Source organism: Leptospira sp. WS58.C1, assembly GCF_040833995.1.
Taxonomy (GTDB): domain Bacteria; phylum Spirochaetota; class Leptospiria; order Leptospirales; family Leptospiraceae; genus Leptospira_B; species Leptospira_B cinconiae.
In genome coordinates this window covers 111,128-133,489 of sequence record NZ_CP162138.1, presented here as the reverse complement: position 1 = coordinate 133,489, position 22,362 = coordinate 111,128, and the positions used below count along the sequence as shown (strand labels likewise).

The following is a 22,362-nucleotide window of genomic DNA, read 5'->3' as shown; positions in this document are numbered from 1 at the left end:
TTTGGGAAAAGGTTCTGCGCACTGGTTCGGATTATTCTCCGCTCTAGTCATATTCTCCTACTGTTCCCAATATTCGCCGGAAGCGTCTAATGAAAGCACTTTGGTCTTACAATCTCTGTTACATTATTCCGCAAATCCGTCCGCAGCATGTAAGTCCTCCATGCAAGAAACGGAAGATTGTTTAAAAACTTCCTCCGATTTGATCGGAAGCGGAGAAGTCGAGATTTCCGGATTATTCTCCGGTGGGTCCGCAAAAAATTATGAATCGTATTGTAGCCAGATATTAGCTAAGGACCAAATGGTGGGTTTAAATTCCAAAACCCAAGAATGTATTTTTAATTGTAATGAAGCTTATTGGTCCAGGGTCGGATCCGAAAACGATTGTAGCGGAGAAGGTTCCGAACTACTGATTTCCAATTCCGGAATAGAGACCCTCGGCTGCGTCAGAAATTGCAAAGAACTTTATTCGTCAGAACCAGAACTTTAAGTCCGAAATTTCGGAACAAAAACAGAATGACTGGGATCGTATCAAACAAAAAAACAGAAATTAAGAAGGAACCATCAAATGAGTTTTGAAATTGCTATCGGATACATGGAATCGGCGATCTTCGTGATCATGGCGATCGCGAGCGTTCTTGCAGTAGCCGTTGTTGTAGAAAGAGCGATCATATTTGTTAAAAATACGAAAGACTCCGCCTTCGTATTACCTGAAATCATCCAAACCGCAAGAAAAGGAGATCTCTCCGGAGCGCCTAAATTTTCAGAAAATTATCCGGAGAACGTATACGCAAGATTTGCGGACTTCTCTTCCGAACATTCCAAAGGTGGAAAAGAAAGTTTGGGAGAATTAATGGAAGGAAAAATGATCGGAGAAAGAGTCGGTTTCGAGACCAGACTTTCCATTCTAAACACTTTAGGGAACAACGCTCCGTTTATCGGACTTTTAGGAACGGTATTCGGTGTGATCAGTGCTTTTTATAAATTAGGAACCTTGGGGAACGCGGCAGGAGAAGTGGTGATGAGAACCATTTCACAGGCACTGCTTGCCACCGCAGTAGGTCTTGCTGTTGCAATTCCTGTGGTAATGGCAAACAATTACTTCACCCGAAAATTGAAAATCATCCAATCCAATCTAGAAATTCTTTCCAAAGAATTTTTAGCAAGCCTATCTCGGAAAGGTTAAACCGGGGATTTCTAGAAAGGAGAATATATGGCAGGTCAAAGTTCTTCCGGCGACGGAGAAGAAATCGGCAGTATTAATATTACTCCGATGGTGGACGTTATTTTGGTTCTTTTGGTGATTTTTATGGTTACCGCGAATTTTTTAAAAAAAGAATCCATTAATATTAATCTTCCTAAAGCGGATGCGGTAGATGCGAATCTAGCCAAAACCGTTCAGGTTGCATTATCCAAAGACGGAAAAATTTTCTTAGAAGGGAATGAAACTGATTTTCCCCGATTAGAAGCTCAATTACAAAGAGAGAGTAAGATCCGTCCGAATATGAGGATCACGTTATCCGCTGATTCTTCCCTTCCTTACGGAAAAATAGCAGAGACTATGGGAAAAATCAAAAAGGCCGGCGTGCACCAAATCGCATTATCCGTTAAAAGGTGATCCGGAGAAATGAATCCTAGTCTGGAAAAAGTAAAGACTAACGTAATCCAAAGGCTCAAAGAACTTTCTCTTTGGGAGATTTGTGTTTATGGATCCCTTGCTTTTCACCTATTTTTGTTCCTAACTTACTACTATATCACCCACAAAGAAAAGGAATTCGTGGATTCCGAACAATTGGAGATGAACGTAGAAGTCGATATCCAAGACATTCCTCCAGAACTTATTGGTGGGGAAACCGCTCCTACGCACAAAGATCCGAACGAATGGGTAGAAGGTTCCAACGAGGACGGAAAAGACCCGGATCCGAATGAGATCAAAGAAAATGAGATCAGCGGAGAAGGTACAGACAAAGACGGATTCTTATTCGCATTTTATGGAGATAAGGCCCCTACTCCAATCATAGATTTTTCTTTGAGAGATTATTTCCCGGAAAATGCGCGTGCCCAAGGTATATCGGATGCGATGATCTATTTAGAAGTACAAGTGGATGAAAAAGGAAATCTCATCAACGCTAAAGTGATCAAGTCATCCATTCGAGGATACGGTTTTGAAGAAGCGGCGGTAAAAGTGATACGATTGGCTCGCTGGAGCCCCGGTTATGCAAAGGGAAGACCGACTCGAATGAACCATAGGGTTCCAGTACATTTCGAACTCGACGATAACTGATTCCGACGATTGAAACCGCCTAAATATTTCCATAATTTACACACCGGAAATATTTTTCGGAATAAGATTCCTTAAATATTCGGAGACATTCCCTAAGAATAAAGCTGCGGTTTCCGACAAGTTTTCGTCCCTTGTAATTAGAGATGGAATCCGGAGCTTGGAAATTCTTTTTAACGGGCGTGATAGCCAGTTTAGTCATACTATTTTTCTTTTCCCATTCCGATCCGGGAATGATACAAGCGGAGAAGGATGTTCCGGAAGGGATCTTAGTTTTAGCGGAAAATCAATCAGACATTTCCTTGAAATCTGTCTTCTCCGGAAAACAAACTTTTTTATATTTCGGATTTTTACATTCATCCAAAAACGATCTGGAGGAAGTGGAAAAGTTTCTTCGCTGGTTCGATAAATCCGCGTCGAACGATTCTCAATTTGTTTTTATCACCCTAACTCCCGAAAAGGACACCTACCAGGATCTGAGAGATAGATTCGGCAAACTAAGCGAGAATATACTTTTACTCAAACCTGCAAACTCAAGCTCAGCGTTGGAACTAGCCAGAGCGTTCGGGATCCAAGCATACATCCAACCTGAGAGTGGAAATATGAAATATAAGACTGCACTCATCTGGGTGGACGATTCTCCTAAGATCAAAGGAATATTTCCTAAAATCCCGGAAAAACCGGATTCAATAGATCTACCTTCCCTGCTCGTCCGAGCAAAATAAGTTCCCCAAAAATCCTTTAAAATACCATCCCTTATAAACTATTTTCCAAAAATTGGAATATTCTAAATCGTATTTAGAAAGGAAAATTCTTGAAAAAGGTCCCAGATCGCGAGTAGAGTGGAAAGCCGCGTTAACAAATTGTTTCCGGAGTCTTTCCAAATGCAAAAACGTTTCGTATTGATCCTTTTCGTACTGATCCTAATATTCATCTCGCCTGTCTCCGCATTAACACCGCCTCCTAGTCTGGAATCTCAGGTGAACTCCTCCGACTTTATCGCATTGGCAAAACTTTCCAATGTGAAAGAAAGTAAGATCTCTTCAAATTCCATCTCCGTCACGGCCAATGTGGAAATTTTAAGATCCTTAAAGGGCGGAAAGGAACTCCCGCAAAAATTCGACATCGCATTTTTGATCTTTCCCGAACTATTCGGAAAATGGCTGAAGGCACCCCCTCAAGAAGGAGAATATATACTTTTTCTAATTAAGAAAAAAGTAAAGGACAGCAAGGGAGTGGAATCGGAAGTGATCGGACTTTACGAACCTCATCCGTACGCATTCCGAGAATATAACAAACAACTAGAAGAAAATATCTTATCTTTAACCAAGAACTAAAGGACCAATAGATGAAACCGAATTTACGTTTTTTATCCGTTTTATTACTTTCACTCTCTGCAACCGGCCTCCTCTCTCAGACAGTTCCCGGCCTGGGGATGAAACAAGAACCTGCGGAACTTTTAGCTTCTTTCAAAGAAGCAAATCCGAATCGTATCTCTCACCGAGGGCTTTCTTCCTCCATGGATCTTTCCCAGTATATGCCTCCAGTCGGAGACCAAGGACAACAAAGTTCCTGTGTTGCCTGGTCCACCGCTTACGCTACCAAGTCTTTTCAAGAATATATGGAGAGAAAGGACAGAGGTTGGAAGTTAAGCGATTCTTCCGGAAGTCCGAACTATTCCAATATTTTCTCACCTTCATTCATCTATAACCAGATCAACGGAGGAAGGGACAACGGTTCGTTGATTTCCGATGCAATGCGTCTCGTTGTGGAAAAAGGGGCGGCACCTTGGTCTTCAATGCCATATAATGAAAGAGATTATCTTCGCCGTCCCTCTCAAGACGCTTTTAATGCTGCTTCTGCTTATAAGGCAAAAGAATTTTTACGGATCAGACAAACCGATCCGACCGAACTGAAAAATCAACTCTCCTTAGGAAGACCCGTAGTAGCCGGGATAATAGTTTACGAAAACTTTATGAACTTAAAAGGAAGAGAAGTTTATAAGGAAGGAGTCGGGAAAACCTACGGCGGACATGCGATTACAATCGTAGGTTACGACGATTCCAAGGGAGTGTTTAAGTTTATCAACTCATGGTCCACCCAATGGGGAGACAACGGTTACGGCTATATTGATTATAGATGGTTCACGAAGGTTTGCCAATCCGCATTCGTCCTTGTCGACGATGTGACTCCGACAACTACCACGAATACAACCACTACTACACCGGCAACGGATGTAAAACCCGTACCTCCTGAAAAAGTAAAACCGACCGCTCCAAAGGAGATTGCTGCGACCCAAGGTTCTTTTTCGGATAAGGTAGTACTGACCTGGGCATCCGTTCAGCACGCAATCGGATACGAGATCCATAGAAAAGGGCCGGGAGATTCCTCTTTTTCTAAGGTCGGACTTTCTCAGACCAACGGATTTACGGATGATGGGATCCAAAAGGATATCGCTTACTCTTATAAAATTGCGACCTTAACAGATAAAGATTCTTCCGATCTATCGGATGGAGAAGCGATCGGCTATGCAAAAACCGAAGAAGCAAAGGCTCCGCCTAAGGTTGTGGGAGTCCAAGCAAGCCAAGGACAATATCCGAATAAGATCGATCTATCTTGGGAACCCATCAGCGGAGTTTCCGATTACTATGTATACAAGTGGAACTCCAATCAGAAAAAATATCTCTCCGTTGGTAGAGTAAAAAATACCAACTACACGGATAATGCTGCGGCTAGGAACGGAGCGACGGAGTTCTACGTAATCGCGGCGATCGGTAACGGTAAAACCGGGGATACTTCGGATGCTGTTTCCGGATTTACTATGAAAGCAGAAGCGAAACCTTCTAAACCTTTCGGGCTTACCGCTACGAAAGGACTTTATAATAGTAAAATAGAAGTACAATGGCAGAAGGTTTCCGGCGCTTCCAAATATCTAGTCTATCGTTACGATGTGACCGGATTATTCGGAGGAGGCGCTTGGTCCAAGGTAGGAGAAGAATCAAAAGAGGCATTCGTTGACGAAAAACTGAATGGCCAGTACGCATTCTACGCTGTGGCTGCTGTGAATAAGGACGGACTATCCGGTCCATTCTCAGACTATGCTTATGGATATATAGATCCAAATAAACACAGAGCGGCAAAACTTGCCTCGCCGACAAATCTAAAGGGAGCTCTCGATACCAAAACTGGAAAAATTTCCTTAAAATGGGATCCAGTCAAAGGAGCCAACGAATACTATGTGTATCGTAAAAAAAGAGGAGCTTCTTCTTGGGATTTTGTTTCCGGAACGAACGAAAAGACTACAAACTTTATTGCGGATATCCCCGAAAAGGAAATATTATATCTCTACTCCGTAACTTCCAAAACTGATCTGGGAGGAGAAAGTGATAAGGCGACTCCTGTCTCAGCGGTCCTTTCCCAAGCAAAACCTGCAAAGGTAATGCGTTCCTTCGGTGGAGATTCTAGTTTAGAAAAATTTAAAGGACCTTGGACTGCTATGTCTTGGGACGGTTCCAAGGGTGTGAACCAAGTCCTTTTGGAGATCGAAAGCCAAGACAATGTGAACTATGTTGTGAAGTTCAATAAGCAGAAAATTTTCGAAGGACGATATGTGGAAAATAGCCCGATCATCGACAAGGAAGGTAAGTTCCGAATTGAGATCGAGAACGCGGGGGACGCTCTACAGGTAACCTTAAAAGATAATGGGATCATCAATCAGAAAGCTACTTTGAATTTCTTGAAGGAGTAGTATAAGAAAAGCGACTGAACGAAACTTCCAATCCTTTTGTTGGAATTCCAACATGGGGATCGGTGAAAGATCTGCTTGATCTTTTGTGGATTTCGTGATAAGGGGATTTTTGTTGGAGTGCAAGTGTACCACCACACCAGCCCCCTTCGCAGCGACAATAGAAGCGAGAAGACGACCAGCTCTGCTGAGTCGGTGACCGAGACAATCGAGGTCAAACGAGGTCTTAAATCGAATCAACATGCTTCATTTGATCGAAAGTTTATTTTGGTACCACCGACCAGCCCCCACCCAAAAAAGGGTGGGGCACCCTCATTCCCCGTTGGAGTTCCAACAATTAAAACAGGTCTACTTCTTTCGCTAAGACGAAAATATTACCGACTTCTTTCAATCTTTGAGTGAGTTCGGGAGAACTCAGTATCTTAGTGACTGCGTTTTCAGGAAGTTTTTGCATTTCCTTAAAACGTTCCTGGTAATCTTGGATCCAGATCTTTTTGCAGAATAAATTAGCTTGGAAATAATACACTTGGTGGGTAATCAGGAAGTTCAAGGAATCGATATCTTCTAATGCTTCCGCAGTGATGATCGCTTCTCTGTTGTCGGAAAGTCTTCTGCAATAATCTATGAATGCAAGGTTGTCCAGGAACTTGGTCAAATCCTGATCGGCTTTGAACTTGAAACTGATCGGATCCAGTTTGAACTCTTTGATCATCTCTCCCAGATCCAAAACCACCTGGTGACTTTGGCTTTTTACTCCGAAGTCGTCAGCGGCAAAACTGATCCCGAAATTCCAGAACCTTCTACAAACGGATTTGAGAGTCGCCTCTCCTTCCTCGTATGGTTTTTCGATCAGCTCCATACGCACATTTTGCGGATTCAGGTTTTGTTTCAGAAGTAATTCATGAAAGCGAGTAACCTTCTCGTCCGTGTCAAAGGTATCGATTAGGGTCTGTGGAGAAATATTAAATTTTAGAAGCCCAGGAGAACCGTTACAAGACATGATCAACTTTTCTAAGATCAGAAGTTCTATCCTGTTTAAATCCTGGTCATGAGGAATGTCTCGGATCAGATCCGCATAACCTGCGTATGCCTCTCCGCCGACGAAAACTTCTCCACCTTTCATAGAGAACGTATGGTCCCTATGGTTATAATGGATGATCGGCTGGATGACTGCGTCCGCACGTTCGCTTGCGAAATAATCGTTTACACGATTCAGATAAGTCCAACTCCAACGAACCAGATTATCCTTCAGATTTTTTTGAGAAGAAGTCTCCAATTCTCTAAAGATCTCTTCCACATAGGAAATAAAATTACATTGGGTTCTTCCGATCCCGAAATCAAAATTAAGAGTTCCGGTCCGGATTGCATGATCATGGAATCTTCCCATGGCAGCATCAAAATTAGCAAGGCTGATCGGGCCGGAATTATCCAGAGGCGCTACACCGATCAGTAAATTCTTTTTATCACCATAGGCATAATAACGAAATAGCTCACGATGAGAAGGTTCTATGTCAGCGATCCTCTGAGGGATCAGTTGTATGAATTCTACTAAGGAAACTGTGGAAATATTTTGAAATCTAAGGAGGAAGATTGGCTTTCCTCGATTTTCATTGATGAATACTGTCTTAAACTGTTCCAGATCCCCCATATCGAAGGATCTTAGTTTTAAGTTATAAGCATCGGTCATTTCGTTTGCGACATTAATCGGCATAGGATGGGCTTACATACTCGCAAGCCCGTGGACTGGATTTTAAACGACTGTTGTTTTATGTAAAGCGGAAACGTAAACTATCGTTCGAGATTCGATCCACACCTAGCTCGGACAATTTTTTTTGTCCTGGTCCGGAATTTATTAATGTAACATCTCCTTCTAGAATTACTTTCTTATCAAACAAAATATCCCCTTCCACTTTCAAGGAGGTGCAGCGCACTAAAGAAGGAATGGCTTGCATTCGATCGGTAAAATCTCTCACTTTCTTATAATACGTTTCATCCAAGGAGATGACCAACTCTCCTAAACCGGCCTTCTTTCTTTCTTCCGACATAGTAACTGAGTAATCAGGATTTAAAGAATAGGCATCAGAACGTCTGACTAGATAATCCTCACATTTTTTCACGGGAGCAAAACGGTCCCTGGGAATGATAAGACCCTTTGTGTTGGAAAAATTTTGGATGGCGGATCCCATCGCAGTCTCCAGCTGTAGGACCTCCCTCCCTTCTACCTTTTTAGGATTCACGATCAATGATAGTTTGAAGGATCCTTCGAGTAATTTTTCTTTCAATACATCCAATCGGATCCATAAATTATTAGTGGAGAATGTTCTAAATTTTCCCAAACCCTCGAACTCATGCATATAATCGGAGGGCACCTGAGCAGTTTCCAATAATTGTAAGTTCTTTTTTTCTCCGCCGACTACCCTTCTGAAAATCGCTCCCCCTTTTTTATCTGCGAGAGTTTTAGGAGTCATCTCCATACAGAAATCCAGATTTTCTTTCAGAATGTATTCTAGTATTCCAGGATGAACGGTTGCGCCTAAATTATCCCCGTTAGAAACGAATGCCACTCTGTAACCATTTTCTAAAAGTCGATCTAATAGTCCTGTTTCTAATAGTGTGAACCAGATATCTCCGTGGCCCGGAGGACACCATTCTTCCGAATTTTTGGAAATTTCCAAAGGTTTCAGTTCCGGGACGACTAATCTAGGCACCTTATGTTGTAAGAAGCTCGTCGGATAGTTTTGGGAGAATTTGATCTTTTTAAGTTCTTCCTGGCTTTCTTTCTGGGTGCTGAAACTATCCATCAGGATCAGAGGGATTTCGAGATTGTATTTTTGTCGGATGTACTCGATTTGTTTGCAGACAACTTCCAAGAAACTCATCCCATCCTTGATCTCTATCAAGGATTTTGGTCCGGAAAGCCCCATGCTAGTTCCAAGACCTCCGTTCAATTTGATGACCACTAATTCTTTTAAAAATTTAGGATCTCCTGAATATTCGGATTCGATCTTCTCTAAGGAGATCTCGTCTTTGTTCGGGTCCAGGTCCCCTACTTCTTCCCATTTTACGATCCCGGTTTCTCCATTTCTGACTTCTTGGATCTTGGCTATAAAATCGGAAATGAACTCTTCGGAGAGTCCCTCTCTCAACATTTTTTCCCTAATTAATTTTTCGGATTCTGCAATCATCGGATCCATTTTATAATTCCTTTCGCATCGTACATCTCGTCGAACTCACCCAATTCAATCGTATATTTTTCTTCCTCGGAAGAAGGATCGTAAATCAGTTTTAATTTTATTTCTCTTCCGCTATCGTCTTTTCTTACCGGCTTCTCGTTCTGTTCCATATACAAAGGAAGGAACACGGAATAAGAATATATATACACAGATTTTTTGGAGTTTTTCCTATAATACAAAACACCTTTTCCCGCAAGGTCCCTTTTTAAAATTTTCGTATAAGGGACGGGAAATGTTCTATTCCAAACGGCAAGAAGTGTCTTGTCCATCTCGGAATATTTAGGCACCGCCGAAGACAAATTGGTTACGGAAAAAAGAAAAATACAAAGTGCCGGGAGACTAAAGACAACTTTCATAAACTTACAGACAGATTAAGAATCAGGAAGTATTCTTCAAGTATTTACTTAAAAAAGAAAGGACCGCTAGCTATAACATTCTCCGCTACTTTTATAAGAAGAACCCCGGACCTATTTAACGGATTCCTTATATTTAGAATAGGTCTCGTTATCCGAATCGAACACTATATCCGCAGTGGCACATATCACGCCACCCAAGGAGACAATTCTGATATTCAGTAAAAATTCCTGGTCACGAAAAACAAGCTGCCCTAAGGCAAGATATTCCGCTCCCGAAAGTTTCCCGATAGATACGATTTGATCATTGAGAACGAGACCGCTTGCCTGAAAATCCTGTTCTCCAATGACTCGGTTTAATCTATCTCTTTCCAATAATAGGAATGTTTTAGGATCGAATAATTCTTTTCCGAGTCTATCCGTGACGAGTTTCCCTAATTGGGAATTGGTTCCGTCTTCGTTTACTATATGCAAGATAGCAAGCCTTGCCGGAAGTTTGCCTCCTTGCGCTTTGAGAGAAGTCAAAAATTGGTATCTGAGCTCTGAAGCGATACTTGCCACTCCCGCATTCGGATCCTTCGCCTTCTTTTTAACTTCACCGGACGAAACACAAGAACCTAAAATGAATATAGATGCCAATAGGAAGATCCGAATTTTCATTTTCCCGCCTAAATTAAAAATATTTAACTAATGTGACTTGGTTTCCGGTGCTATTAAATTTCACCAGATCGAATGTGGCTAAAGTAAGTGTGAGTCCTCGCCCATGAGTGATCCCTTCGGAGTTCAATTTTTCCATACTACTTTTCTGGAGCCTAGCATGGTTAAATCCTTTTCCCTCGTCGGTGATCCGTACACCGATCCTATCTCTGGAAAGTGAATATTCCACTTTTACTTTTTTGGACTTATAATAAGGGTCCTTCTGCCTTTCCTGAACGAACCTGAAATAATTTCCTTCCGACATTGCCCTGGTTTTTTCCTCAAAGCTGATGTTTAGATTTCCATGTTCTATCGCATTTATGATCATTTCTCTCAGGCAATTTCTCATCGCAGTAATCGTGCCCGGATCCACGAATCTATACAAGTTTGTGGTCATTCTTTGACTTAAGAGTTCCGCATTTTGCAGATAATTATTTGCGGAGTAAACAGTCTTCTCGTCGTCCACGTACCTAGACATCAAGTCTTGGTCCGGTTCGTAGGCTCTTCCTAAAATTTCCCTTTGGCCCTCGTATTCCAAGATCTGGAATTGGACCTGTAACTCTTTCGGTTCTCGTAAATATTTCTGTAGGAATTCCCCTAAAAATCTGACAGGTTTTCCTTCGGAAGCGAGTTCTTCTAGTTTTTCTAATACGTACAATTTTTTATAGGCATCCTGTAATTCTCCCGCCTTATAGATCAGCTCCATAAAGTTTTTGCCGATCACTTCCTGAGGTTTGAATCCTATATGTTTAGATACGGATTTATTTGCGGCTAGAATATTCCAGTTTTGGTCTAAAGAGAATAAAAAGTCCTCTTCGACTTCGAATAAACTTCTGTATTTTGCTTCAGACTCTTCCGCATAGTTACGGATCTTTCCCAATTCTTCCACTCTTTGTTTCAGTTGATCGGACAATCCCTTGATCCTATCCGCTAATCCCAAGGACAAAAGTGTCACTTCCATCACGGAGCCGACCTGTATCCCCCATAAAGTGAAAAAGTTATTCGGTAAAATCCCGAAAGATTTTAACCCGAACAGAAAACTAAAAAATAAGAAAGAAGACCAAGCAAATAGGAAATATTTCGCCTCTCTTCTTCCTGCGACTAAACATTGTATCCCGTTGGAGATCAAAAATCCTAATGTAAAGAACATTAGTACTAAGCTGCTCATAATCGCAGTCCTGTATTCCCAAATGAATAAAGTGGAAACCATCCCGCCGAAACTAAGTGCAAAAAGTAAATAATACAGTTTAGAAGTTTTAGGAGTGTATTCAGGAGCATTCAAGAAGGATCTGCTAAATGCACCTGCAGTTAAGATCACTGTAAAAATGGAAAACGGTAGGCTGTAATTTGCCCATAGAACGGAACTTCTCCATAAATATTGGAAAGAAAGACCGTTTAACGTAAACTGGAAGAGTACATAAGTTAATATATAAATAACGTAATATAAATAACTTTTATCTTTGGTGGAAAATAGCAAAAATAGATTGTATACCACCATGATCATCATAGAGCCGTAATACAAGCCGAGCGCAAGTTGTTCCGTAAAACTATGTTCTATAAATTCATTTTTGGAAAACGCCAGAAAAGGTAGTAGAATCGAACTGGAACTTGCTATCCGAAAATAGATCTCTCTTTTAGAACCCGGCTCATCCGAAAAAGGATAGGCGAAATTCCGATGTTCGATCGGTCGAGTGCCGAATTCCCTAAGATCTCCCGAATGATTGACTGCAGAATCGGAAACTCTTCCCACAAACAGATCCACGTAATCTAACAGCGCATAATCAATCTCTAAGATCCAATCTAGAGGCTTGTTAGTCTGGTTTTCCGTTTTAAGACGCACCCAAATCGCAGATTTAGAATATCCTAAACTATTTTGTGTGACCTTTTCCGACCCACCTTGGTCGAAAATTTTTAACACTTCTTTGAAGGACTTTTTACCTGTTGTATCTTGGTAAACGGAAAGATAAGGAAGAAGAGAAACTCCGTCCATCCTCTCTTCCAAGTAGAAGCGGTCTTTTTTTTCGTAGACCGGACCTTCTCCCCAAATCGGGAAAGAGAAGAAGATCGCCAAAAGAAAACTTGATAGGATTAAAGATCGATTCCTGATTTCCTTTCGCATGGGCTACAAATCGTACGTAAGATCTAAAAAAAAGCGCCTAAAAATTTTAGTATTTTATCAAAAATCTGTTTGGACACTATGAACGTCCCTATGCTACTTCCGATCTGAGGGAGCATAAATACTAGAAAGATACGAGTCACCTTATTCTTCCAATATCCGCTGAAAGTTTCGGTGTCTTCTCCCAATCTTTCGAAATCCTCGACCAACGGTTTTCTAAACCATGACTCGGACAATGCAGCAACCCAACCCGGTTTGATGATCGGATTGAAGTTCCCGATAGGAGCCGCGATAAATGCAAGAAGAATGGAGATCGGATGTGCAAGTGCAATGATTGCACCGATTGCAGCAAGCGATCCTTTGACTAAGATCCATCTTATTAAAAATTCCTGACCTTCTTCTTTTCCACCGAACCAATAGAGCGCAGTAAAAGCAGAGATGATAATAGCGGGAAATAATAAAGGACGGACTCTGTCCCAAAAACCTTTAGTCGGCTGGATATCCAAATGATCGATATCCTTATCTTCTAAGATATGTTTTACGATACCTTCTAAATGTCCGGCGCCGACTACCGCAAAAATTTTCTTACCTACCGCGGCTTGTTGTCTGATCCTTTGTGCTAAATATGCGTCTCTTTCGTCTATGATCACATTTTTGACGGAGTGGTATCTGGAAGGAAGTTGAGAAAATAGATCCTTGAGAACATCGTCCGATTTCATCTCTTCTATTTTTTCGGGAGAAACCTCTTCTTTAACGATAAGAGAGCTCACCAAAGCGGAAAATAACATCATTCTACTCCAGAATCCCACATTCCACCAGGCCCTCTTAAGAGTGATGGAAATCTCTCGATCTACCGGTACGATCTTAGCATGGATCTTATTTCCTTCTTCGATCGCTTTTCTCATTTCGTCCCCGGGACGAATATTTCCGTAACCTAGTTTTTTCTGGAAAGAAGAAAGAATGAGACTGGAAAGAAGAAGCCACATCTTTCTTTCCTTGAATACTTTGAAAATATCCAATTTTTTCCAGTGATCCTGGTCCTGAACGGACCTCATTCTGGATGCACAAAGTTCCACGCAGACGGTGTCCGGTTTTTCTTCTTGGATGATCCTGGAAACTTCATCTATACTTTTTTGGCTAATATGGGCTGTTCCCAAAATAGTGATCTGGGAACCGTTTAATTCCAAGGTGCGGATCGGTTCTGAGGAGGCGATTGTTTGCAAGAGGTATGATTTCCTTTCTGTACATACAGTTTCCTTTACGCAAGGAGGATATGAAACTCTATTTTTCCGAAAAGAGGGGGAATTCCCACGGGATTTTTGGAAGGTTCAATCGTCACATAATTCGATTCCGTCCCCGTCAAATTTCTAGGAAAAATGATTTGAAGGAACTAGGATGATCCTAAAATACTACCCGGTTATTACTGATAGAAAGTATGCTAAATAAAGACGTAAAAATTATAAACGTCGGGATCGCGGATATCCAAGGAGGCCAATCCCCTTCCGTGATCCGCACCACATTAGGTTCCTGTATCGGAGTGGTTTTTTACTCTCCGGAGAAAAAGGTAGGAGCTATGGCCCATATCATGCTGGCCAAAGACCCTTCCGGAAAAGATTCCTCCAAAAATCCCCATAAATACGCCGAAACCGCTCTTCCGGAATTGTTAAAAAGAATGACTGAGTTAGGCTGTAATAAGGGCGAATATTTCGCTCGTCTATTCGGCGGAGCTTCCATGTTCAAAGGAATGAACTCAAGCTTCCTACAGAACATTGGGGATCTAAACGTAAGCGTCGCAAAAGAATTTTTAGATAAAGAAAAAATAACGTTACTAGTAGAAGATGTCGGAGGCCATGAAGGTCGAACGATCAGTCTCTATTTGGATGATGGCAGGATCCTTTTAAAGAAGGGCGGATTCGAAAAGTACCTTTATAAGGTCAGGTAGCGGAATGAAAGAAAAGATAGATCAACTTTTTGAAAACGAGGCCCAGCTCCCTAAGATCTCCTCCGTAGTAAGTAAAGTTATGGAAATGGTGGGAAATCCGGATGTTGTCATTGCAGACCTAGCCAAGGAAATTTCCAAAGATCCCGGACTTACCGCTGCAGTGATCAAACTTTCCAATTCCGCATACTTTCGTCCCGCTAAACCTGTAAAAACGGTACAAGAGTCCCTAATGACACTTGGGACCAAAACTGTAAAAGAGATTATTCTACTGAACGAGACCAAAGGTATTCTTAAAAAAGAACTGAAAGGTTACCAAGTAGATGGAGAAGCGAACTGGCTCCATTCTCTGATCGTAGCGGAACTTGCTAAAAGAATCGCAGTCCAGAAAAAACTAAAAGTGGATAAGGACGTTGTATTTACCGCCGGGCTTCTTCATAATATAGGGAAAGTTATACTCGCCGATTTTTTTCCAACTGTGCTTATGCAATTCAGAACGGAATTACAAAATTATGAAGGACCCTATACCGATCTGGAAGCTAAGTTTTTCGGATACACCCACCAAGAGACAGGTGCAAAACTTCTGGAAAAATGGAACTTCCCTCAGGAATTGATAGAAGTAGCTAGATATTATACTGAACCTGAAAAGGCGACACAGTTCCCTGAACTAGTTTCCATTATACATATCGCGAATTGTATCGTGATCCTAGGTGGAATGGGAATTGACATAGGCGGTTTGAAAATTCCACTCTCTTCTAAAGCCTTACAAGTCGTAGGTGTTACAGAGGGAGATCTGCAAATGTACTACACTCTTTTACCGGAGATGGCAAAACATATCGAAGAGTTGATCTCGGTTTGAAAAACATCGCCCTGATCGGCCCTAGAGGTGTCGGAAAATCCAAAATCTCCCGTAAACTTTCCAAACTCACAGGCAAACCGGTCATCTCCACAGACATGATAGCTGTTTACCTAACAGGCGGTGTATCCATTCCGGATTTCGTAAAATCACATTCCGGAAATTGGAAACCTTTCCGTGACCTAGAATTCCAGATCCTAAAACAAGTATCAGGATCGCAAAATCTGATCTTGGATTGTGGAGGTGGGATCTTATTCGACCAAGACGATTCCGGCAAAGAGATTGTAAGCGAAAGAAAGACCAATCTTCTAAAAGAAACCGCATTTGTGATCTCTCTATCCCGAAAATCCGAATACTTAGTGGAGAAAATCCAGAACGATCCTACCCGTCCTCCTTTAAGTTCCGTTCTATCTTATAAAACGATTTTAGAATCCAGACTACCACAATATAGAGCTCATTCGGATATCCAGATTGCCTTAGATGACCGCAGCACGGAAGAAGTTTGCGAAGAAATCCTACGCAGATCCGGATGGACTTAGTACAAAAAGGGCGATCTGCCCTTTCCTTAAACGTCCAAATTTATAAGATACGATCAAAATCATAAGAGCCTGTCCCCAAAGTGTCGAGGCTCTTGAAGCCTGCGGCTTGGAAATGGATCGATAGCCTTTAGTTTTGAAGCGGACTATAAATATCTTTACGACTTTCTAATGGAATTAGAATCTTCGTTATAGCCGGGACGAAAAAAATCCTTCTAAAAGACGAATGCCCGGGTTGTTGGAATTCCAACAACCCGGGGAATTGGACTCTTAGAACGTCCGGATACAAAAAATATAAAAATGATACAGTTAGCACTAGAGGTCCGAGATGATAGAAACGGAGGTCCCGAAGAAGAATAAATCTTCCTTCGAGAAACTAGTAAAGGTAATTCGGCAAAGAAATTATAAGAAGGCAACCGAATACACTTACCTAAGATATAATTTAGACTTTCTTTTGTTTGCGGATAAACCCGCTGAAAAAGTAGTCACAAAGGATATCGAAAAGTACATAGAATATTTAAGGAAGAAGAAGGTTTCCTCTTCCACTATTCAGATCAATATCAGTTCTTTAAAAATGTTTTTTGAAGAAGTTCTGGATATGAACGTATTCGAAGATTTCAGAAGACCTGCGAGAGAGTATAAAACTCCCAAGGTCCTAAACCAAAAAGAGATCACGCTTCTTTTAGAAACGGCATCGGAGTCTCCTAGATCACATCTTCTCTGCGCATTAGCCTATTTTGGAGGCTTACGAGTGGGAGAGATTATTCGTTTAAAATGGGGGCAATTCGATCTTTCTAAAAAGACGATCAAAGTAGATTCTCCTATCCCTACTCAAAACAGAACGGTTGTAATGGACGGAGAATTACAAAAGATCTTGAAAAAATTCGAAAAGGAAGTTGGGACAGAAAAAAGTTCTTATTTATTCCCTGGAAAATACCAAGGTACACATTTGACTTCCAGGAACGTAGAACGTTTAGTAGGCGATCTGGCAAAGTCCGCCGGGATCAAAAATCAAGTTACCTTATTCACTCTCAGGCATAGCAGGGCCATCCACCAATTGGCGGAAGGGAAAAGTTTAGAGGATATCAGAGAGTTTTTAGGTCATAAAAGTCTTGCAACTACGGAAAGTTATCTTCCTATCCGCAAGAACCTAAGACCTCAGGTGAGACAAAAACATATCCAAGACGCTCTAAAAGAAATTAAGAAGAAATACAGATACTGACAGCTATCCGGCCGGAACGCCGGAACTTCTTCTTTTTTGAATATTCTTTTTTCTTGATAAAAGTTCCTGGATCTTTGCATGTACTTCGCTAGTCAGACCCATTTTAGTAAAGATCAAAGATGCCAAAACGAACAGACCTCCCACCACAGGCCCGAATAGGACCGTAATTCTCCAACCTAATTCGGCGTTCTGTGTTTGCGCTCCTGCTTGGTATCCAATCGCTTCCAAGAGAAATCCTAAAAATGCAAACCCTAGGGCTCTGATGACCTTCGTCGCCATCTTCCAAAATCCGAAATAGGCCCCCTCTCTTTTTTCTCCCGTTAGAAGTTCGTCATAATCGACTACATCCGCCACCAAAGAATCGAAAAGAAGAATGGACCCTGCAAATAACCCGCCAAAAAACGCAGCAATCAAAGGAGCCTCATAAGATCCCTGAGGCAAGATAGGGTATAAGACGATTGTCAAAATGCCTAGAAAAAAACTCCCCCAGAACGCAGGTCTTTTTTTACCGAATTTTTTTGCTAAGTATACCCAAAGAGGAATTGAGATCGTAAGAAAAAATACAAAAGGAAGAAGGATACGTATCACCACCTGAGAGTCCTCGAGCAGCAATCTTTCCTTATAATACAAAAGTCCCAAGGAAGAATTTAAAGTCCTGGCAGCCGTCGCCACGATAAACGCCAAAAGAAGAGGTAAAAAATATCGATTTTTTAATATAAAGACCGCCGATCGGAAGAAAGATCGAATATTTTCGGCGATGGAAATTTTATGAGTAACGGTTCTTTGGTACGGAAAATCTCTCCCTTTGGTGAAAAAATAAGATAAATAAGATACAAAACATAATAAGACCCAGATAGTCGCAGAAGAATAACTTCTGGAACTAAATCCATTCTTTCCGTAAGCGACCCAAATTGCAGGAAGTAGCAATCCGGATAAAAGGCCTAGATTCGCAAAAAACAATCTCCAACCGAAGATCTGATTCCTTTCTCCGGGGGTAAAACTCATCTCTCCCCCTAAACTGATATGAGGGACTGCGATCATGGTCATGAATGTATTCGTAAAAAAGTAAACGATTACCAAATACAAAAACTTAAGACCTTGAGTTTCTAACTCAGGAGGAGTGAAAAGAAAGGTAGCGCCTAATCCGAGTAAAAATCCTCCTACTAGAATATAAGGACGTCGTCTTCCGTTTACAAAACCGGTTCGATCGGAGATATATCCCATAATAGGATCACTGATCGCATCCCATAAAATTGTGATAAGCATTGCCAAACCGAAAAGAGAAGGTTTTAATCCTACGGTGGAAACATAAAAATCCAGAAGATAGATCTGGGCCATAGTTTCCACCGCGGTAATACCTACTTCTGCGGAAGCATAACCTGCCATTCTAGAATGTGATAAGGTTTGATTTTTCATAAAATAGGGAGTTCTTCCTAGCGTTACTCTAAGAGTTCTTTTATCTCAATTGATAAAAGTTTTCCAAGTACCGATCAATTTACCGGAACGTAACAAATGGATCTCTCCCATTTCCGCCATTACCTTTTCACTTTGAGTAGGCCTAAAAAATACATGATCGTCGGGGTCTAAAGAAGTCGCCCGGGATCCGGTTAAAATACTTTGGTTGGTGCTTGAACCGAATAAGGAATTATCCTCGAGTCCTTTAGGAGATTCTTTTTTAGCGGAGAAGGCTCCTCCATAAATGAAGTAGGTCACTTCTTGGTTCGGATTCCAGATCGGGAATAGAAAAGACAAAGATTCTAAGAAAGGGATTTTGGTTCCTTCTAACTTTTTCAGAACCGGAGTTGCTATATACACGGCAGGGCTATGTTCTTCTAAACTTTCCACATCGAAATCGGTAGGTTTTACCAAAGCGGAACCTAAGGATACATCGTTGACTACTCCAGGATTTTTTTGGTAAAAGCGGTAGGTTTTACTCCCTCCCCCATTAAATACCAATTCTTTTCGGTACAAAGCCGGGAACTTTTCTTTTCCTAATTTTATAAAATCGGAATATATCTCTAAGGAATTTTTAAGGGACTTTTCCATAGCCGAGGTCTTATTTTCGAAGATGACCGGAACGGAAGCTACATGAGGTTCATAACCCATATAACCGGAAAGCTCTACGTTCTTAGGATTTTTTTGGAGGAGCTCTAACGCTGCAAAAGAATCTTCCGGTTTCGCAAATCCCCCTCTATGCAAACCTATATCGATCTCTAAACTAAGTTTTAAATTTAGATCCTTCTTCTTTGCAAAATCTAAATATTGTTCCACTCGATAGGAAGTATCCACCAGCCATTGTACATTTTGAAAATGTTCTTTTTTCGTTTTGGAATATATTTCCGCCAAAGCGGCGATCGGCATCGGTTTTCCCAAAAGAATATCAAATTTTTGGAATTCAGGATCATTTAATAACATGATGATATCGCCGGAATGGAAAACCATCAGTCGTTTGGAACCTGTGGCATTGACGATATACTTAAGTAGATCTATAGAAGGGAGAGATTTTACGACGATTCTGTAAGATAGAGGGGGTTTGATTTTTTCTTTCAGAAGTTTTAGATTGGAATCCAAACGATCCAAATCGAGTAATACGATCGGTTTTCCGGGTCCATTTTCTTTGAGCTCTGTGTTTAGGTCCTTAAAATAAGAAGTATAAGCGGCTCCGTTGTCTTTCGGTTTTATAAAAACGATCAGCAAAAGAATAACTGCAAATATCCAAAGTAGTCCTTGATTAGACCCTTTTCTATACATCCTAGATCCTCCTTTGAAAAACCAGGTTGGACTTTAAGATGTTAGACTAATCCGGCAAACGGAATTTAGGGAGAGAGAGATTAAATCGAACCGCAATCATTCGGATCAATATCACAAGTAAGGCGGAAACTGTAGTGTTTAAACTTCCGTTCACTTCATATCTATCTAATACGATATATAAGATTGCTCCTGCCAAACATGCAGTCGCATAAATTTCTTTTCGGAAGATCATGGGAACTTCGTTAATAAGAGTGTCTCGGATTACTCCTCCGAACACTGCGGATATCATTCCCAAGATGGCAGCGGCAAAAGGATTTACTCCGCTGAGTAAAGAGATCCTAGTTCCGATCACCGTGTAGATCCCGATCCCGACAGTATCGAAAAAGAAAATCCCGGTTTTCATCCGGATCAAAAATTTAGGAAATACGAACGTGATCGCAAAACCTGCAAATATCGCCCAAAGAACATTCGAATCGGAAACCCAAGAAACAGGATAATTTCCTAAAGTAATATCTCTTAGTGTCCCGCCGCCGATTGCAGTGATAAATCCCGTGAAAAATACGCTGAACGCATCCGCATGGTAGGTCTTTTTTTCCGCAGCGGCCAAGGCTCCGGACACCGCAAATACGGTGACCCCGGCCAAATTGAAAAAATAAAAAAGGTCCACATTAACCCTTTTTGTAGACCGTTTGTTTTTTCTTACCTTTATTCATGAGAGAAGGACTGAGTAACGCGTTCAAACCGGGTAGAAAACTTCCGACCTTCGCCAAAAATCCTCTGGAACCTGGGATCAAGACTTCCATAGGTTTATTAGGAATTACTTTATTAAAAATAATATCGGTTACTTCTTCCGTTTTGAGATATCTGTTTCCGGAAAATGTCATAGAAGCTTCTTCATAATCTTTTTGCAGATCAAGCATCGGTGTTTGGATCGCATCGGGACATACAACACTGACGAATACTTTTTTGGGTCTTAATTCTTGGGCTACCGCTAAGGAGAACCCTCTGACTGCAAACTTAGAAGTGGAATAAAGAGATATTCCTGGGATCGGGGCCACACCCGCTAAAGATGCAATATTTATAATATGCCCTCCGCCTTGTGCGATCATTCGGATAGAAGCTTCCCTAGTTCCGTACATCAGGCCTTTGGCGTTGATATCGATATGCCTGTCTATATCCTTAGGACTTACATTTTCTATATAACCGGGAAGAAGATATCCTGCCACATTCATTAAAATGTCGAGTTTTCCCCATTTTTTATAAACAAGATCCATGACCTTCTTCCAATCGGAAGGAGAAGTCACATCCAATTTTGCGGTTAAAACCCTGTTCTTGTCAAACTTTTGTTTAGACACGAAATCTTTTAGGGCCTTTTCGTTCAGATTTGTGATAAGGATATTATGACCTAAGGAATAGGCCTTCTCCGCAAGATTTTTTCCTAAACCGCCGTTTGCACCGGTGATGAGTATATTCATGTATATTTCCTAACGGATAACTATATTACCGAATTCTAATTGTCCGAATGAGAAGGTTGGACTAGTTCCGGGGAAAAGCCAGAAACCGCTCATTTCGGAAGAAGGCATAACATTATAAAATTCCGGATTTCGCAAAGAAGGACCCGCAATCTCTTTTTCCAGTACCATGGAGATATATTGATCAAGGCCTATCTCCAATGTGTTTCCATTTAAGATCACTTCCATGCCTGTGTTTTTTGCATATTTTCGCACGCCAGGGATCCTAGACTTAAGCGGGTTATAGTTATCTGCACTTACTCCATTTTCGCTCGTCACAAAAATTCCTTCCGGAGTATTTGCTACCAAACTATGATTTCCGTAGGTATGACCGGGGGTTCGGATCAAAGCCACTCCCCCACCTAATTCGGTATCAGTATCCAATAAAACAACCCGATCCATGGAAATACCGCCGGATCCATTCGGACAGTACCAATCGGATTGAGGAGGAAGCAGTCCTTGGATAGAATTCCATTCTTCTTTCATTACTAAAAGTTTTGCATTCGGGAAATATCCTCGCTGACCATTCGCTCCTAACCATTTACGCAGATCCTGGGTATGCAAATGATCGAACGAAATATAATCCACCTTCTCCGGAGGAAGTCCTACTTGTTTCAGACATTGTTCGACAGTATTCAAAGTAGGAGCCATAATCTTTCTACCAAGGTCCTGAAAAGGGCCGAAACTTTGGGAAAGTCTTTTGAAAAACGGAGTTTCTGCGTTCGCATCCACATCGGATGGAGAGAATAAAAGGGTCTTAATCCCCTCCGAAGTTTTGTATTGAATGATGAATAATCGATTGATGATATGCAAAAACGGCGTGGGTAAACTAAAAGCGTTCAACAAAGCATACTTAGTTGGATAAGGTACACGCACCAGATCAAAGGATTTGTAATATACGACTTGTGGTCCCGACAAAAACCTATCCCTAAACCTTCTGGCTCTTCTGCGGACGTCTTCCAAACGATCCACTGGGGCTGGAAGATCACGAGAACCTAGAAAATCTTTGATAGGTTTGAGACTGGAGTCTTTTTTGGGGGACGGTTTTTTGACCGATTTGGAAACGTTTACCTTTGCCATAAGTTTATCCCTTCACACATTTTTATAGTCCGCCCCAAAACTTAGG

The 22,362-nt window shown here is 41.3% G+C and carries 22 protein-coding genes; 11 read left to right on the top strand and 11 right to left on the bottom strand.

From position 1 onward, the window contains the following. Position 1: 1 nt before the first annotated feature. From AB3N61_RS17650 to AB3N61_RS17620, 7 genes are all read left to right on the top strand, one after another. Positions 2-487, top strand: a complete 486-nt coding sequence (locus tag AB3N61_RS17650) for a hypothetical protein (protein ID WP_367899316.1) — start codon at positions 2-4, stop codon at positions 485-487. 78 nt (positions 488-565) lie between these two features. Continuing rightward, entirely contained in the window at positions 566-1,183 is a 618-nt protein-coding gene (locus tag AB3N61_RS17645) for a MotA/TolQ/ExbB proton channel family protein (protein ID WP_020769980.1), read from the top strand. Between the two features lie 27 nt (positions 1,184-1,210). Further along, the gene (locus AB3N61_RS17640) at positions 1,211-1,615 is read left to right on the top strand and encodes an ExbD/TolR family protein (protein WP_020769935.1); all 405 of its coding nucleotides are present in this window, start codon (positions 1,211-1,213) and stop codon (positions 1,613-1,615) included. A 9-nt stretch (positions 1,616-1,624) separates the two neighbouring features. Further along, positions 1,625-2,281: an energy transducer TonB gene (locus AB3N61_RS17635; protein ID WP_367899315.1), complete on the top strand. Its 657-nt coding sequence runs from the start codon at positions 1,625-1,627 to the stop codon at positions 2,279-2,281. A 143-nt stretch (positions 2,282-2,424) separates the two neighbouring features. Then, positions 2,425-3,003, top strand: a complete 579-nt coding sequence (locus AB3N61_RS17630; RefSeq protein ID WP_367899314.1) for an SCO family protein — start codon at positions 2,425-2,427, stop codon at positions 3,001-3,003. Positions 3,004-3,162: 159 nt separating this feature from the next. Further along, positions 3,163-3,615 (top strand): LIC_20196 family exoprotein, encoded by a 453-nt coding sequence (locus tag AB3N61_RS17625; RefSeq protein ID WP_020770132.1) that lies wholly within the window; start codon positions 3,163-3,165, stop codon positions 3,613-3,615. An 11-nt stretch (positions 3,616-3,626) separates the two neighbouring features. Further along, the gene (locus AB3N61_RS17620; RefSeq protein ID WP_412758421.1) at positions 3,627-6,026 is read left to right on the top strand and encodes a C1 family peptidase; all 2,400 of its coding nucleotides are present in this window, start codon (positions 3,627-3,629) and stop codon (positions 6,024-6,026) included. Positions 6,027-6,360: 334 nt separating this feature from the next. Here AB3N61_RS17620 and AB3N61_RS17615 read toward each other — a convergent pair whose 3' ends face one another. From AB3N61_RS17615 to AB3N61_RS17590, 6 genes are all read right to left on the bottom strand, one after another. Then, positions 6,361-7,734: an EAL domain-containing protein gene (locus tag AB3N61_RS17615; protein ID WP_020770060.1), complete on the bottom strand. Its 1,374-nt coding sequence runs from the start codon at positions 7,732-7,734 to the stop codon at positions 6,361-6,363. Between the two features lie 55 nt (positions 7,735-7,789). Then, entirely contained in the window at positions 7,790-9,217 is a 1,428-nt protein-coding gene (locus tag AB3N61_RS17610) for a UTP--glucose-1-phosphate uridylyltransferase (protein ID WP_367899313.1), read from the bottom strand. Then, positions 9,205-9,612, bottom strand: coding sequence for a hypothetical protein (locus tag AB3N61_RS17605; RefSeq protein WP_036089815.1), 408 nt, complete (start codon positions 9,610-9,612; stop codon positions 9,205-9,207). Before AB3N61_RS17605 ends, AB3N61_RS17610 begins: the two co-directional genes overlap by 13 nt. 111 nt (positions 9,613-9,723) lie before the next feature. Then, positions 9,724-10,269: a CsgG/HfaB family protein gene (locus AB3N61_RS17600; protein ID WP_020770125.1), complete on the bottom strand. Its 546-nt coding sequence runs from the start codon at positions 10,267-10,269 to the stop codon at positions 9,724-9,726. 13 nt (positions 10,270-10,282) lie between these two features. Further along, positions 10,283-12,424: a 7TM diverse intracellular signaling domain-containing protein gene (locus AB3N61_RS17595; RefSeq protein WP_367899312.1), complete on the bottom strand. Its 2,142-nt coding sequence runs from the start codon at positions 12,422-12,424 to the stop codon at positions 10,283-10,285. A gap of 23 nt (positions 12,425-12,447) precedes the next feature. Then, positions 12,448-13,644: a TraB/GumN family protein gene (locus tag AB3N61_RS17590; protein ID WP_367899311.1), complete on the bottom strand. Its 1,197-nt coding sequence runs from the start codon at positions 13,642-13,644 to the stop codon at positions 12,448-12,450. A gap of 212 nt (positions 13,645-13,856) precedes the next feature. Between AB3N61_RS17590 and AB3N61_RS17585 the strand changes: the two genes are divergently transcribed. From AB3N61_RS17585 to AB3N61_RS17570, 4 genes are all read left to right on the top strand, one after another. After that, positions 13,857-14,363: a chemotaxis protein CheD gene (locus AB3N61_RS17585; protein WP_367899310.1), complete on the top strand. Its 507-nt coding sequence runs from the start codon at positions 13,857-13,859 to the stop codon at positions 14,361-14,363. 4 nt (positions 14,364-14,367) lie between these two features. Continuing rightward, on the top strand, positions 14,368-15,219 hold the full coding sequence (locus AB3N61_RS17580; protein WP_020770049.1) for an HDOD domain-containing protein: 852 nt from the start codon (positions 14,368-14,370) through the stop codon (positions 15,217-15,219). Continuing rightward, positions 15,216-15,755 (top strand): shikimate kinase, encoded by a 540-nt coding sequence (locus AB3N61_RS17575; protein ID WP_020769922.1) that lies wholly within the window; start codon positions 15,216-15,218, stop codon positions 15,753-15,755. Before AB3N61_RS17580 ends, AB3N61_RS17575 begins: the two co-directional genes overlap by 4 nt. Positions 15,756-16,080: 325 nt before the next feature. Continuing rightward, on the top strand, positions 16,081-16,974 hold the full coding sequence (locus tag AB3N61_RS17570) for a tyrosine-type recombinase/integrase (protein ID WP_020769958.1): 894 nt from the start codon (positions 16,081-16,083) through the stop codon (positions 16,972-16,974). Positions 16,975-16,977: 3 nt separating this feature from the next. On the opposite strand, the gene AB3N61_RS17565 is transcribed toward AB3N61_RS17570, so the two are convergent. From AB3N61_RS17565 to AB3N61_RS17545, 5 genes are read right to left on the bottom strand one after another with little or no spacing between them, the layout of a single operon-like run. Continuing rightward, a complete protein-coding gene (locus AB3N61_RS17565) occupies positions 16,978-18,390 on the bottom strand; it encodes an MFS transporter (protein ID WP_367899309.1) in 1,413 nt (470 codons plus the stop codon). A 45-nt stretch (positions 18,391-18,435) separates the two neighbouring features. Further along, positions 18,436-19,725: an alanine racemase gene (locus AB3N61_RS17560; RefSeq protein ID WP_020770115.1), complete on the bottom strand. Its 1,290-nt coding sequence runs from the start codon at positions 19,723-19,725 to the stop codon at positions 18,436-18,438. 46 nt (positions 19,726-19,771) lie between these two features. Further along, a complete protein-coding gene (locus AB3N61_RS17555; protein ID WP_367899308.1) occupies positions 19,772-20,392 on the bottom strand; it encodes a trimeric intracellular cation channel family protein in 621 nt (206 codons plus the stop codon). 1 nt (position 20,393) lies between these two features. Beyond that, on the bottom strand, positions 20,394-21,200 hold the full coding sequence (locus AB3N61_RS17550; protein WP_367899307.1) for an SDR family oxidoreductase: 807 nt from the start codon (positions 21,198-21,200) through the stop codon (positions 20,394-20,396). Positions 21,201-21,209: 9 nt separating this feature from the next. Then, positions 21,210-22,316 (bottom strand): hypothetical protein, encoded by a 1,107-nt coding sequence (locus AB3N61_RS17545; protein ID WP_367899306.1) that lies wholly within the window; start codon positions 22,314-22,316, stop codon positions 21,210-21,212. Between the last annotated feature and the right edge of the window lie 46 nt (positions 22,317-22,362).

Excerpts from the sequence above, each read along its gene's own strand:
- AB3N61_RS17550 (WP_367899307.1), bottom strand. The coding sequence starts at position 21,200 with ATGAATATACTCATCACCGGTGCAAACGGCGGTTTAGGAAAAAATCTT.
- AB3N61_RS17600 (WP_020770125.1), bottom strand. The coding sequence starts at position 10,269 with ATGAAAATTCGGATCTTCCTATTGGCATCTATATTCATTTTAGGTTCT.
- AB3N61_RS17580 (WP_020770049.1), top strand. The coding sequence starts at position 14,368 with ATGAAAGAAAAGATAGATCAACTTTTTGAAAACGAGGCCCAGCTCCCT.
- AB3N61_RS17645 (WP_020769980.1), top strand. The coding sequence starts at position 566 with ATGAGTTTTGAAATTGCTATCGGATACATGGAATCGGCGATCTTCGTG.
- AB3N61_RS17595 (WP_367899312.1), bottom strand. The coding sequence starts at position 12,424 with ATGCGAAAGGAAATCAGGAATCGATCTTTAATCCTATCAAGTTTTCTT.
- AB3N61_RS17585 (WP_367899310.1), top strand. The coding sequence starts at position 13,857 with ATGCTAAATAAAGACGTAAAAATTATAAACGTCGGGATCGCGGATATC.
- AB3N61_RS17625 (WP_020770132.1), top strand. The coding sequence starts at position 3,163 with ATGCAAAAACGTTTCGTATTGATCCTTTTCGTACTGATCCTAATATTC.
- AB3N61_RS17630 (WP_367899314.1), top strand. The coding sequence starts at position 2,425 with ATGGAATCCGGAGCTTGGAAATTCTTTTTAACGGGCGTGATAGCCAGT.
- AB3N61_RS17570 (WP_020769958.1), top strand. The coding sequence starts at position 16,081 with ATGATAGAAACGGAGGTCCCGAAGAAGAATAAATCTTCCTTCGAGAAA.
- AB3N61_RS17635 (WP_367899315.1), top strand. The coding sequence starts at position 1,625 with ATGAATCCTAGTCTGGAAAAAGTAAAGACTAACGTAATCCAAAGGCTC.
- AB3N61_RS17615 (WP_020770060.1), bottom strand. The coding sequence starts at position 7,734 with ATGCCGATTAATGTCGCAAACGAAATGACCGATGCTTATAACTTAAAA.
- AB3N61_RS17610 (WP_367899313.1), bottom strand. The coding sequence starts at position 9,217 with ATGGATCCGATGATTGCAGAATCCGAAAAATTAATTAGGGAAAAAATG.
- AB3N61_RS17560 (WP_020770115.1), bottom strand. The coding sequence starts at position 19,725 with ATGTATAGAAAAGGGTCTAATCAAGGACTACTTTGGATATTTGCAGTT.
- AB3N61_RS17605 (WP_036089815.1), bottom strand. The coding sequence starts at position 9,612 with ATGAAAGTTGTCTTTAGTCTCCCGGCACTTTGTATTTTTCTTTTTTCC.
- AB3N61_RS17640 (WP_020769935.1), top strand. The coding sequence starts at position 1,211 with ATGGCAGGTCAAAGTTCTTCCGGCGACGGAGAAGAAATCGGCAGTATT.
- AB3N61_RS17545 (WP_367899306.1), bottom strand. The coding sequence starts at position 22,316 with ATGGCAAAGGTAAACGTTTCCAAATCGGTCAAAAAACCGTCCCCCAAA.
- AB3N61_RS17565 (WP_367899309.1), bottom strand. The coding sequence starts at position 18,390 with ATGAAAAATCAAACCTTATCACATTCTAGAATGGCAGGTTATGCTTCC.
- AB3N61_RS17620 (WP_412758421.1), top strand. The coding sequence starts at position 3,627 with ATGAAACCGAATTTACGTTTTTTATCCGTTTTATTACTTTCACTCTCT.